The following is an 11,892-nucleotide window of genomic DNA, read 5'->3' on the forward strand; positions in this document are numbered from 1 at the left end:
GCCTCCGCCCGGAACATCACGATCCGGTCTCAGGGTCTTGTTAACCGCCGTGTAATCGATTCCAATCCTTGGTGCACGTCGATGTAATCGATTCCACGAGGAGGTGGAACGGCGATGGCGAGCATCAAGGACGTCGCCGCCGAGGCGGGAGTGTCCGTCGCCACGGTGTCGCGGGTCCTGAACGACCATCCGTCGGTCAGCGCCGACGCACGCACGCGTGTACTGGCCGCCGTCGAGGCGCTGGGCTACCGCCCGAACGCCGTCGCCCGTTCCCTGCGCACCGACCAGACCCACACCCTCGGCCTGGTCATCAGCGACGTGATGAACCCGTACTTCACCGAACTGGCCCGCTCCGTCGAGGAGGAGGCCCGGGCGCTCGGGTACAGCGTGATCATCGGGAACGCCGACGAGCGGCCCGAACTGCAGGACCACCACGTACGGACGCTGCTGGACCGCCGTATCGACGGTCTGCTCGTCTCCCCCACCGACGGCGGTTCGCCGCTGATCGTGGACGCCGCGCGGGCGGGGACGCCGATGGTGTTCGTCGACCGGTGGATCCCGGGGGTCGAGGTGCCCGTCGTCAGGGCGGACGGGCGCGCGGCCGTACGGGATCTCGTCGCGCATCTGCACGGGCTGGGGCACCGGCGGCTCGCGATCATCGCGGGGCCTGCGGCCACCACCACCGGCAGCGAGCGCGTCGAGGCCTTCCGGGAGGCGCTCGGCGAGTACGGGATTCCGCTGCCGGACGCCTACATAGGCCAGGGCGACTTCCAGGCCGAGAGCGGGCGGCGGGTCACCGAGGGGTTCCTCGACCTGCCCGAGCCGCCCGAGGTCGTGTTCGCGGCCGACAACCTGATGGCGCTCGGCGCGCTGGACGCCGTACGCGCGCGTGGGCTGCGCGTGCCGGACGACCTCGCGCTGGCCGCGTTCGACGACATCCGCTGGTTCGTGCACACCGATCCGCCGATCACCGCGATCGCCCAGCCCACGGGCGAGTTGGGGCGGGCCGCCGTGCGCGCGCTGGTCGACTCCATCGAGGGACGGACCCCGCGGTCCGTCACCCTCCCCGCCCGTCTCGTCGTACGCCGCTCGTGCGGCGAGCCACCGGCTTCACCGGAGCCGGCCCCCGTAAGGAACAGGAGCCAGTCGTGAGCAACCAGGACGAGTTGCTGCGCATCGAGGGCATACGGAAGACCTTCCCCGGCGTGGTGGCGCTCGACGGCGTCGACTTCGACCTGCGCCGGGGCGAGGTGCACGTGCTGCTCGGCGAGAACGGTGCCGGCAAGAGCACGCTGATCAAGATGCTGTCGGGCGCCTACCACCCCGACGAGGGCCGGGTCCTGGTGGACGGCGAGGAGGTGCACATCCGCGGGGCGCAGGACGCCGAGCGGCTGGGCATCGCCACCATCTACCAGGAGTTCAACCTCGTCCCCGATCTGACGGTCGCCGAGAACATCTTCCTGGGCCGGCAGCCGCGCCGCCTCGGGATGATCGACCGCAAGAAGATGGAGGCCGACGCCGAGGTGCTGCTGGAGCGCGTCGGCGTCAACGTGTCGCCACGCGCGCGTGTGCGTGAACTCGGCATCGCCCGCCTCCAGATGGTCGAGATCGCCAAGGCGCTCAGTCTTGACGCGCGCGTGCTGATCATGGACGAGCCGACCGCGGTGCTCACCTCCGAGGAGGTGGAGAAGCTCTTCGCCATCGTGCGCTCGCTGCGCGAGGACGGCGTGGGGATCGTCTTCATCACCCACCACCTGGAGGAGATCGCCGCATTGGGCGACCGGGTCACGGTCATCCGCGACGGCAGGTCCGTCGGCCAGGTGCCCGCGACCACGGCCCAGGACGAACTCGTACGCCTCATGGTGGGCCGTTCCATCGAGCAGCAGTATCCGCGCGAACGGCCCGACGCGGGCGTCGCGTTGCTCACCGTCGAGGGGCTGACCCGGGGCGGTGTCTTCCAGGACATCAGCTTCGAGGTGCGGGCCGGCGAGGTCGTCGGGATCGCCGGGCTGGTCGGCGCGGGGCGTACCGAGGTGGTGCGGACCGTGTTCGGCGCGGATCCCTACGACAAGGGGGCCGTGAAGGTCTCCGGCTCCTCGGTACCCCGGCACGACGTCAACGCGGCGATGACCGCGGGCATCGGGCTCGTCCCCGAGGACCGCAAGGGGCAGGGTCTTGTCCTGGACCAGACCGTCGAGGAGAACCTCGGCCTGGTCACCATGCGGGCCGCCACGCACGCGGGGCTCGTCGACCTCAAGGGCCAGCGTACGGCCGCCGCGCGGATCGCCGAGCAACTGGGCGTGCGCATGGCCGGGTTGGGCCAGCAGGTGCGCACCCTGTCCGGCGGCAACCAGCAGAAGGTCGTCATCGGCAAGTGGCTGCTCGCCGACACCAAGGTGCTGATCCTCGACGAACCGACGCGCGGCATCGACGTGGGCGCCAAGGTCGAGATCTACCAGCTGATCAACGAACTGACGGCCGCGGGCGCCGCCGTCCTGATGATCTCCAGCGATCTGCCCGAGGTGCTCGGCATGAGCGACCGGGTGCTGGTGATGGCCCAGGGCCGGATCGCGGGCGAACTCTCCGCCGACCAGGCCACGCAGGACGCGGTGATGTCCCTCGCCGTGAGCAATACCAGCAACACCACCGACGTCACTACCGAAGCGGAGGCCGACCGTGGCCACTGACACGCTCAAGAGCACCACAGGCGCCGGTGGCGCCACGAGCGGGCTGCGCCGCCTCCTGCTCGACAACGGCGCGCTCACCGCGCTGATCGTCCTCGTCATCGCCCTGTCGGCGCTGTCCGGGGACTTCCTGACCACCGACAACCTCCTCAACGTAGGCGTCCAGGCGGCCGTGACCGCCGTCCTCGCCTTCGGCGTCACCTTCGTCATCGTCTCGGCCGGCATCGACCTCTCGGTCGGCTCGGTCGCCGCCCTCTCCGCCACCGTGCTCGCCTGGAGCGCCACGCAGCACGGCGTACCGGTCGTCATAGCGGTGGTCCTGGCCGTCGCGACCGGCATCGCGGCGGGCCTGGTCAACGGCTTCCTGATCGCGTACGGGAAGCTGCCGCCGTTCATCGCGACGCTCGCCATGCTGTCGGTGGCGCGCGGTCTGGCGCTGGTCGTCTCCGACGGCTCGCCGATCCCCTTCCCGGACTCGGTCTCCCACCTCGGCGACACGCTCGGCGGCTGGCTGCCGGTGCCCGTGCTGGTCATGGTCGTGATGGGCCTGATCGCCGCGTTCGTGCTGGGCCGCACCTACATCGGCCGCTCCATGTACGCGATCGGCGGCAACGAGGAGGCCGCGCGTCTGTCGGGCCTGCGGGTGAAGAAGCAGAAGCTCGCCATCTACGCGCTGTCCGGTGTCTTCGCCGCCGTCGCGGGCATCGTGCTCGCGTCCCGGCTGTCCTCGGCGCAGCCGCAGGCCGCCGACGGCTACGAGCTGGACGCGATCGCCGCGGTCGTCATCGGCGGCGCCTCCCTCGCGGGCGGCACCGGCAAGGCGTCCGGCACGCTGATCGGCGCGCTGATCCTGGCGGTGCTGCGCAACGGCCTCAACCTCCTGAACGTGTCCGCCTTCTGGCAGCAGGTCGTCATCGGCGTCGTCATCGCGCTCGCGGTGCTCCTGGACACGCTGCGCCGCAAGGCCGGGGCGACCCCGGTGGCCGCCGGCACCGGAGGCAACAGGGGCAAGCAGGCGGGGACGTACGCGCTCGCGGCGGTCGTCACCGTGGCGATCGTGGGCGCCACCTCCTTCCTGCACAACGACTCCTCCTCGTCGAACCCGAAGATGGGCCTGTCGCTGTCCACCCTCAACAACCCCTTCTTCGTGCAGATCCGGGCCGGCGCCCAGGCCGAGGCGAAGAGGCTGGGCGTGGACCTGACCGTCACGGACGCGCAGAACGACGCCTCCCAGCAGGCCAACCAGCTGCAGAACTTCACCAGTTCGAGCCTCGGCGCGATCATCGTCAACCCGGTGGACTCGGACGCGGCGAGCAACTCGGTGAAGGCCGCCGACAAGGCGAAGATCCCGGTCATCGCCGTCGACCGGGGCGTCAACAAGGCCACGGTGGACGCCCTGGTGGCCTCCGACAACATCGCCGGCGGCAAGCTGGCCGCCAAGACGATCGCCGACAAGCTGGGCGGCTCGGGCAAGATCGTCATCTTGCAGGGACAAGCGGGCACTTCGGCCGCCCGAGAACGCGCACAGGGCTTCTCCGACGGCCTCAAGGCCTACCCTGGCATCCAGGTCGTGGCACAGCAGCCCGCCGACTTCGACCGCACCAAGGGCCTCGACGTGATGTCGAACCTGCTCCAGGCCCACCCCGACGTCCAAGGTGTCATCGCAGCCAACGACGAGATGGCGCTCGGCGCGATCAAGGCGCTGGGTTCCAAGGCCGGCAAGTCGGTCTCGGTGGTCGGCTTCGACGGCACCCCGGACGGCCTGACCGCGGTCAAGGGCGGCTCGCTGTACGCGTCCGTGGCCCAGCAGCCCACCCAGCTCGGCAAGATCGCCGTGGAGAACGCCCTCAAGGCGATCCAGGGCAAGAAGGTCCAGCAGACGATCAAGGTCCCGGTGAAGGTGGTCACGAAGGAGAACGTGGCCGGCTTCACCGGCTGACAGCGGCTCAACTCTCGTCATCTCTCAGGGGAGTCCATTCATGTACGACTACGACCTTCTGGTCGTGGGCTCGGCCAACGCCGACCTGGTGATCGGTGTCGAACGGCGGCCGGACGCGGGCGAGACGGTGCTCGGCGGAGACCTCGCCGTGCACCCGGGCGGCAAGGGCGCCAACCAGGCGGTCGCGGCCGCCCGGCTCGGGGCCCGTACCGCGCTGCTGGCCCGGGTCGGCGACGACGCGTACGGCAGACTGCTGCTCGACTCGCAGCGGGCGGCCGGGGTCGACACGGTGGGCGTGCTGGTCGGCGAGGCGCCGACGGGGGTCGCGCTGATCACCGTGGACCCCTCCGGCGACAACAGCATCGTGGTGTCGCCGGGCGCGAACGGCCGGCTGAAGCCGGGGGACGTCCGGGCCGCCGAGTGCCTCTTCCAGGCCTCCCGGGTGGTCTCGGTCCAGCTGGAGATCCCGCTGGAGACGGTCGCGGAGGTGGTGAAGAACCTGGCGCCGGACAGCCGCTTCGTCCTCAACCCCTCCCCGCCGCGGCCGTTGCCGCCCGAGGTGCTGGCCGCCTGCGACCCGCTGATCGTCAACGAGCACGAGGCGAGGGTGGTCCTGGGCGAGGCGTACGTGAGCGACCGGCCGGAGGACTGGGCCCGGTTGCTGCTCGCCAAGGGCCCGCGCTCGGTGGTCGTGACGCTGGGTGCGGAGGGCGCGCTCGTGGCGTCCTCGGCGGGCGTCGAGCGGATCCCGTCCGTGAAGGTGGACGCCGTGGACACCACGGGCGCCGGTGACGCGTTCACGGGCGCGCTGGCGTTCCGGCTCGCCGCGGGCGCCGATCTCGCCGAGGCGGCGGCCTACGCGGCCCGGGTCGGGGCGGCCGCCGTCACCAAGGAGGGCGCCCAGGTGTCCTTCCCGACCGCGGAGGAGGTCGAGGCGCTGTGAAGAAGGCGGGCATCCTCAACCGTCATCTCTCCGGCGCCCTGGCCGAACTGGGCCACGGCGACCAGGTGCTGGTGTGCGACGCCGGCATGCCGATACCCGACGGCCCACGCGTCGTCGACCTCGCCTTCCGGGCCGGCACTCCCACCTTCGCGGAGGTCCTGGACGGCCTGCTCGTCGAGCTGGTCGTCGAGGGCGCGACGGCGGCGACGGAGATCCGCAAGGCCAATCCGGCGACGGCCTCGCTCCTGGCGGGCGAGTTCCCCGAGCTGGAACTGGTCCCGCACGAGCGGCTGAAGGAGCTGTCGGCGGGGGCACGGCTGGTGGTGCGGACGGGCGAGGCACGGCCGTACGCGAACGTGCTGTTGAGGTGCGGGGTGTTTTTCTAGGCCGTCCCCTCCCGGGCCGTCCTTCCGAGCCCGGAAAGCTTCGAGGGGCCCCGTCCGTCGACCGGGCCCCTCGGCTTTCCCCTCCACACATCAGAACCCCCGCGATCCCCCCAGATCCCCCTCCAAAGGTCCTGATGCCAAGTACGACCCGCGAGGTGGCGGGAGGGTTGCACGGCGTCCTCAGATTTTTTTCATGGGCTCGTAGGAGAATCACAGAGAGCTGCCCCACCCCGGATCGGACGGGGTGGGGCAGCTCTCGCGTCACTGCTCGGGCTACTAGCGGACGGTCACCGAGACCGGCTTGGAGACGGTGCTGCCGTCCTTGACGCGCAGGACGTCGACGCCCTTCTTCTCGAACTTGTCGGTCAGCTTGTACGCGCTCTTCTTGACCTTGGCGGCGGCGGGCAGGGAGACCCACTTGGCGCCGTCCTTGATCTGGAGCGTCACCTTGCTGCCCTCCTTCAGGCGGGCGGCCTTGCCGGTGAAGGTGACGACGTCGCCGAGCTCGACCTTGGTCGCGCTCACCTTGAGGGTGATCGTCGCCTTCGGCGCCGGCGCCTTGGCGGGCGCGGCCACGGCGGCGGTCGCGCCGGTCGCGACGAGCGCGGCGGACATCACGGAAACGGTGGCGATTCGCATGTTCACATAAACACGACCAGGCATGATGCGGTTCCGGTGGCTTACGGAAATGCGAATTTACAGCAGAAGCACAGGGTGCATGCGCAATGCATGCACCCTGATCTGCATTTCTAAGGAGAAGCTGTGTGAAGAATTCCTCACATCACGTTCTCCACAAAGCGCCGAGCCGTCTCCGTCAACACCTCCCGGCCGTCCCGCGCCCACAGGCCGTCGTTGAACAGCTCGACCTCGATGGCACCGGCGTACCCGGCCGCCTCGACGTACCCCTTCCACTCCCGCATGTCGATCGCGCCGTCCCCGATCTGCCCGCGCCCGTTGAGTACGCCCTCGGGCAGCGGGGTGGTCCAGTCGGCGAGCTGGAAGGTGTGGATCCGTCCGCCGGCACCGGCCCGGGCGATCTGCTCGGGCGCCCGGTCGTCCCACCAGATGTGGTACGTGTCGACCGTGACGCCGACCTGGTGGGCCGGGAAGCGTTCCGCGAGGTCGAGCGCCTGGGTGAGCGTCGAGACCACGCAGCGGTCGGACGCGTACATCGGGTGCAGCGGCTCGATGGCCAGCTTCACGCCACGGGACTCGGCGTACGGGCCGAGCTCCCCCAGCGCGTAGGCGATCCGCTCCCGGGCGCCGTGCAGGTCCTTGGAGCCGGCGGGCAGTCCGCCGGAGACCAGGACCAGCGTGTCCGTGCCGAGCGTGGCGGCCTCGTCGACCGCGCGCCGGTTGTCCTCCAGGGCCGTCGCGCGCTCCGCCGGCTCGATCGCCGTGAGGAACCCGCCCCGGCACAGGGTGGTGACGGTCAGCCCCGCGTCGCGCACCAGCTTGGCCGTGGCGTCGAGGCCGTACGCCTGGACGGGCTCGCGCCACAGGCCGACGTTGGTGACGCCCAACTCCGCGCAGGCGTCGGCCAGTTCCGGCAGCGACAGCTGCTTGACCGTCATCTGGTTGATGGAGAAGCGGGACAGATCCGCGGCACTCATTGGTTCACCCCGTACAGGGACAACAGGTTCTTCATCCGCTCCTCCGCCAGCTTCGGGTCCGGGAACAGGCCCAGGCCGTCGGCGAGTTCGTAGGCGCGGGCGAAGTGCGGGAGGGAGCGCGCCGCCTGGAGGCCGCCGACCATCGTGAAGTGGGACTGGTGGCCGGCCAGCCAGGCGAGGAAGACCACGCCCGTCTTGTAGAAGCGGGTCGGGGTCTGGAAGAGGTGGCGGGACAACTCGACGGTCGGGTCGAGGAGTTCACGGAATCCGGTGAGGTTCCCCGTGTCGAGGACGCGGACCGCCTCCGCCGCCAATGGTCCGAGCGGGTCGAAGATGCCGAGCAGCGCGTGGCTGAAGCCCTGCTCGTCGCCCGCGATCAGCTCGGGGTAGTTGAAGTCGTCGCCGGTGTAGCAGCGCACGCCCTGCGGCAGCCGGCGGCGGATGTCGATCTCCCGCTGAGCCTCCAGGAGCGACACCTTGATCCCGTCCACCTTGTCGGGGTGCGCGGCGATGACTTCGAGAAACGTGTCGGTGGCCGCGTCGAGGTCGGCCGACCCCCAGTAGCCCGCGAGCGCCGGGTCGAACATCGGGCCCAGCCAGTGCAGGACGACCCGCTCGGACGCCTGACGCAGGAGATGGCCGTACACCTCCAGGTAGTCCTCGGGCCCCTTCGCGACGGCCGCGAGCGCGCGGGACGCCATCAGGATGGCCTGCGCGCCCGACTCCTCGACGAGGGCCAACTGCTCCTCGTACGCGGCCTGTACGTCCGCCAGGGTGCCACCGGTGATCTGGTCGGTGCCGACCCCGCAGGCGATCCGGCCGCCGACCGCCTCGGCCTCGGCGGCGGATCGACGGATCAACTCGGCCGCGCCCGCCCAGTCGAGCCCCATCCCGCGCTGGGCGGTGTCCATCGCCTCGGCGACGCCGAGCCCGTGCGACCACAGGTGGCGGCGGAAGGCGAGGGTGGCGTCCCAGTCGACGGCGGCGGCCGAGTCGGGCGACACGTCCGCGTACGGGTCGGCGACGACATGCGCAGCCGAGAAGACCGTACGAGAGGTGAAGGGGGCACCGGGGTGGACGGCGAGGGGTTCGGGGCGGGGGTCGTATGCCCTCAACCCGCCCTTGAAGTCCGGGAGTTGGATGGTCACAGCGTGATCTCCGGTACGTCGAAACGGCGGCCCTCCGCCGACGACTTCAGCCCCAGCTCGGCGAGTTGGACGCCGCGGGCGCCGGCGAGGAGGTCCCAGTGGTAGGGGGCGTCGGCGTAGACGTGGCGCAGGAACAGCTCCCACTGGGCCTTGAAGCCGTTGTCGAAGTCGGTGTTGTCGGGCACTTCCTGCCACTGGTCGCGGAAGACCTCGGTGGCCGGGAGGTCCGGGTTCCAGACCGGCTTGGGGGTGGAACTGCGGTGCTGGGCACGGCAGTTGCGCAACCCGGCGACTGCGGATCCTTCCGTCCCGTCCACCTGGAACTCGACGAGTTCGTCGCGGTTGACGCGGACGGCCCAGGAGGAGTTGATCTGGGCGATGGCGCCGCTGTCGAGTTCGAAGATGCCGTAGGCGGCGTCGTCGGCGGTGGCGTCGTAGGGCTTGCCGTTCTCGTCCCAGCGCTGCGGGATGTGGGTGGTGGCGATGGCCTGGACGGACTTCACGCGGCCGAACAGCTCGTGCAGGACGTACTCCCAGTGCGGGAACATGTCGACGACGATGCCGCCGCCGTCCTCCGAGCGGTAGTTCCACGACGGGCGCTGGGCGGCCTGCCAGTCGCCCTCGAAGACCCAGTAGCCGAACTCGCCCCGGATGGACAGGATCCGGCCGAAGAAGCCGCCGTCGATGAGGCGCTTGAGCTTGAGCAGGCCCGGCAGAAAGAGCTTGTCCTGGACGACGCCGTGCTTGATGCCCGCGTCCTTGGCCAGCCGGGCGAGCTCCAGCGCGCCCTCGAAGTCGGTGGCCGTCGGCTTCTCGGTGTAGATGTGCTTCCCGGCCGCGATCGCCTTCTTGAGCGCCTCCTCGCGGGCCGAGGTCACCTGGGAGTCGAAGTAGATGTCCACGGTCGGGTCGGCGAGGACGGCGTCCACGTCGGTCGAGATGTGTTCCAGGCCGTGCTGGTCCGCGAGCGCGCGCAGCGCGTGCTCGCGACGGCCGAGCAGGATGGGCTCGGGCCACAGCACGGTGCCGTCGCCGAGGTCGAGGCCGCCGGCTTCGCGGATGGCCAGGATGGAGCGGACCAGGTGCTGGCGGTAGCCCATGCGCCCGGTCACGCCGTTCATGGCGATACGCACCGTCTTGCGTGTCACGTCATTCCCTTCACAGCGTCGTACATGTGTCGTACGCGGTTGTGTGCGCCGCGTACGCCCCCGTCTTCTTTGATCTGGCGAGCGTCGCAGCAAGCGCTTTCTACTAGAGGAGAAGCTAGCCTCTGAGGAGAGGTCTGGACAAGACCGTGACTGAGTCGAGTTGTTCGAGGGGGCGAACGACGGGGACCTTCACCCGTAAGGTCAGCTCGAAACATTCGGGGACGGTGGCGGCTCGCGGTTTGTCGACGAGCGGGTACCGCGAAGAGATGCGCGACCGGAGGACGACGAGATGACGGTGACCCTGGCGGACGTGGCGGCCCGCGCACAGGTCTCCCCCGCGACGGTGTCGCGCGTACTGAACGGGAACTATCCCGTGGCGGCCTCCACCCGGGAGCGGGTGTTGAAGGCGGTCGACGAGCTGGACTACGTACTGAACGGACCGGCGAGCGCGCTGGCCGCGGCCACGTCCGACCTGGTCGGGATCCTGGTGAACGACATCGCCGACCCGTTCTTCGGGATCATGGCGAGCGCGATCCAGGCGGAGATCGGGGGGCCCGGGGGGCGTGCGGGCGGCGAACGGCTCGCGGTGGTGTGCAACACGGGCGGTTCGCCGGAGCGCGAGCTGACTTATCTGACTTTGCTGCAGCGGCAGCGGGCGGCAGCCGTGGTCCTGACCGGCGGCGCCATCGAGAACCAGCCGCACGCGGCGGCCGTGGCGGCGAAGCTGCGGCGGCTGACGGAGGCTGGCACGCGGGTGGTGCTGTGCGGACGGCCGCCGGCGCCGGACACCGGGGCGGTGGCGCTCACCTTCGACAACCGCGGGGGCGGGCAGCGGCTGACCGAGCACCTGATCGGGCTCGGGCATCGGCGGCTCGGCTACATCGCGGGGCCGGAGGAACGGACGACGACGCGGCACCGGTTGGAGGGACACCGGGCCGCGCTGGCCACGGCGGGGATCGAGGAGGACCCTCGCTGGACCGTGCACGGCCGCTACGACCGGCAGGCGGGGTACGAGGCGACGCTGGAACTGCTGCGGCGGGACCCGTCGTTGACGGCCGTGGTCGCCGCGAACGACTCCGTCGCGCTGGGGGCCGCCGCCGCGCTGCGGGAGTCGGGGTTGCGGATTCCGGAGGACGTGTCCGTCGCCGGGTTCGACGATCTGCCGTTCAGTGTGGACGCGGTGCCTGCGTTGACGACTGTGCGGTTGCCGTTGGGCGAGGCGGGGAGCCGGGCGGGACGGATCGCGATGGGGCGGGAGGAGCCGCCGCCCGGGGGGATCGCGACGGTTGGGGGGGAGTTGATGGTTCGGGGGTCTTCAGGGGTGCCGCGGGCTTGAGGCGGGGGTGAGGTCGGGGCTCGGTGGGGGCGGGAGGTCGGGTTCGGCTGTAGGGCTGCGTTGCGAGTGAACTGCCGTTCCATTCCGGACAGTTCGCGCTATCGTGACCGTCCTCGCACGCCCCTTTGGGCCCCTGCACGACCGTGGAGGACTGTATGGCCGATCAGCCTCTGAAGGCGCACTTCGCCGAGACCGTCACGCTGCCGGACGGACGCAACGTCCGTGTCATGGCCTACCCGGACGGAAGCATCCGGTTCCGGGTGGACGGTCTTCCGTACGTCCTGACCGAGGCGTATCTGACCGGGGACGCGACGAAGGACCGGGCGATCCTGAAGATCTCGCCCGGCAAGCAGGGCAGCAACGCGGCCTACAACTACGTCGAGGAACTGGAGAAGCGGAACGGCCAGTGAACGGTCGTCCCGGCACCCGACCGCGTTCCTGTTGAATCGGTGTTCCTGTGGAGTCGGTCGGACGCCCCTCCTCCGGTGCCCGTTCACAGACAGGTTCGAGCGAGCCATTCGTCGGAGCTGTACGTGTCCCTCGCGGGATCCGGCGCCGTGGCCGGCCTTTCCTCGACCATGTCCTCCTGGCGGATGCGGTCCGGCAACTTGCCGAACCGGGCGCGCCGTCCGGTCTCGGCGGCACTGGAGAGTTCGGTCTTTTCAGGTGTCATTTCGTCCTCCTCGGCTGTGCGG

12 protein-coding genes are annotated in these 11,892 nt (G+C 70.2%); 7 read left to right on the forward strand and 5 right to left on the reverse strand.

Annotation, left to right across the window (positions count from 1 at the left end; all coding sequences use genetic code 11):
- The first annotated feature begins 114 nt into the window (after positions 1 to 114).
- Genes M2283_RS15710 through rbsD form a run of 5 tightly spaced genes read left to right on the forward strand, consistent with a single transcriptional unit; the run spans position 115 to position 5,952 of the window.
- A complete protein-coding gene (locus M2283_RS15710; protein WP_280876813.1) occupies positions 115 to 1,152 on the forward strand; it encodes a LacI family DNA-binding transcriptional regulator in 1,038 nt (345 codons plus the stop codon).
- Positions 1,149 to 2,687, forward strand: a complete 1,539-nt coding sequence (locus M2283_RS15715; protein WP_280876814.1) for a sugar ABC transporter ATP-binding protein — start codon at positions 1,149 to 1,151, stop codon at positions 2,685 to 2,687. Before M2283_RS15710 ends, M2283_RS15715 begins: the two co-directional genes overlap by 4 nt.
- Positions 2,677 to 4,623 carry an ABC transporter permease/substrate-binding protein gene (locus M2283_RS15720; RefSeq protein ID WP_280876815.1) on the forward strand — a complete coding sequence of 649 codons (1,947 nt, stop codon included), beginning with the start codon at positions 2,677 to 2,679 and terminating at the stop codon, positions 4,621 to 4,623. The genes M2283_RS15715 and M2283_RS15720 overlap by 11 nt, the downstream gene beginning before the upstream one ends.
- 40 nt (positions 4,624 to 4,663) lie before the next feature.
- Positions 4,664 to 5,566, forward strand: coding sequence for a ribokinase (locus M2283_RS15725; protein ID WP_280876816.1), 903 nt, complete (start codon positions 4,664 to 4,666; stop codon positions 5,564 to 5,566).
- Positions 5,563 to 5,952 carry a D-ribose pyranase gene (gene rbsD / locus M2283_RS15730; protein WP_280876817.1) on the forward strand — a complete coding sequence of 130 codons (390 nt, stop codon included), beginning with the start codon at positions 5,563 to 5,565 and terminating at the stop codon, positions 5,950 to 5,952. Before M2283_RS15725 ends, rbsD begins: the two co-directional genes overlap by 4 nt.
- A 276-nt stretch (positions 5,953 to 6,228) precedes the next feature.
- Here rbsD and M2283_RS15735 read toward each other — a convergent pair whose 3' ends face one another.
- The 4 genes from M2283_RS15735 to M2283_RS15750 form a co-directional block, all read right to left on the reverse strand.
- Positions 6,229 to 6,567 (reverse strand): hypothetical protein, encoded by a 339-nt coding sequence (locus M2283_RS15735; protein ID WP_280876818.1) that lies wholly within the window; start codon positions 6,565 to 6,567, stop codon positions 6,229 to 6,231.
- A gap of 161 nt (positions 6,568 to 6,728) precedes the next feature.
- Positions 6,729 to 7,565, reverse strand: a complete 837-nt coding sequence (locus M2283_RS15740) for a sugar phosphate isomerase/epimerase family protein (RefSeq protein ID WP_280876819.1) — start codon at positions 7,563 to 7,565, stop codon at positions 6,729 to 6,731.
- A complete protein-coding gene (locus tag M2283_RS15745; protein WP_280876820.1) occupies positions 7,562 to 8,713 on the reverse strand; it encodes a dihydrodipicolinate synthase family protein in 1,152 nt (383 codons plus the stop codon). Before M2283_RS15745 ends, M2283_RS15740 begins: the two co-directional genes overlap by 4 nt.
- On the reverse strand, positions 8,710 to 9,861 hold the full coding sequence (locus M2283_RS15750; RefSeq protein WP_280876821.1) for a Gfo/Idh/MocA family protein: 1,152 nt from the start codon (positions 9,859 to 9,861) through the stop codon (positions 8,710 to 8,712). Before M2283_RS15750 ends, M2283_RS15745 begins: the two co-directional genes overlap by 4 nt.
- A 289-nt stretch (positions 9,862 to 10,150) precedes the next feature.
- Here M2283_RS15750 and M2283_RS15755 point away from each other — a divergent pair, with 289 nt between their 5' ends.
- Together M2283_RS15755 and M2283_RS15760 are read left to right on the forward strand one after the other, a co-directional pair.
- Entirely contained in the window at positions 10,151 to 11,197 is a 1,047-nt protein-coding gene (locus M2283_RS15755) for a LacI family DNA-binding transcriptional regulator (RefSeq protein ID WP_280876822.1), read from the forward strand.
- Between the two features lie 155 nt (positions 11,198 to 11,352).
- Positions 11,353 to 11,607, forward strand: coding sequence for a hypothetical protein (locus M2283_RS15760; protein WP_280876823.1), 255 nt, complete (start codon positions 11,353 to 11,355; stop codon positions 11,605 to 11,607).
- 83 nt (positions 11,608 to 11,690) lie between these two features.
- On the opposite strand, the gene M2283_RS15765 is transcribed toward M2283_RS15760, so the two are convergent.
- Complete coding sequence (locus tag M2283_RS15765; RefSeq protein ID WP_280876824.1) at positions 11,691 to 11,870, reverse strand: hypothetical protein; 180 nt, start codon at positions 11,868 to 11,870, stop codon at positions 11,691 to 11,693.
- Between the last annotated feature and the right edge of the window lie 22 nt (positions 11,871 to 11,892).

The organism is Streptomyces pseudovenezuelae, assembly GCF_029892565.1.
GTDB lineage: Bacteria > Actinomycetota > Actinomycetes > Streptomycetales > Streptomycetaceae > Streptomyces > Streptomyces pseudovenezuelae_A.

Bases quoted from the DNA above. Each gene is read 5' to 3' on its own strand.
- M2283_RS15710 (WP_280876813.1), top strand. From the start codon at position 115: ATGGCGAGCATCAAGGACGTCGCCGCCGAGGCGGGAGTGTCCGTCGCC.
- M2283_RS15725 (WP_280876816.1), top strand. From the start codon at position 4,664: ATGTACGACTACGACCTTCTGGTCGTGGGCTCGGCCAACGCCGACCTG.
- M2283_RS15735 (WP_280876818.1), bottom strand. From the start codon at position 6,567: ATGTCCGCCGCGCTCGTCGCGACCGGCGCGACCGCCGCCGTGGCCGCG.
- M2283_RS15740 (WP_280876819.1), bottom strand. From the start codon at position 7,565: ATGAGTGCCGCGGATCTGTCCCGCTTCTCCATCAACCAGATGACGGTC.
- M2283_RS15755 (WP_280876822.1), top strand. From the start codon at position 10,151: ATGACGGTGACCCTGGCGGACGTGGCGGCCCGCGCACAGGTCTCCCCC.
- M2283_RS15760 (WP_280876823.1), top strand. From the start codon at position 11,353: ATGGCCGATCAGCCTCTGAAGGCGCACTTCGCCGAGACCGTCACGCTG.
- M2283_RS15765 (WP_280876824.1), bottom strand. From the start codon at position 11,870: ATGACACCTGAAAAGACCGAACTCTCCAGTGCCGCCGAGACCGGACGG.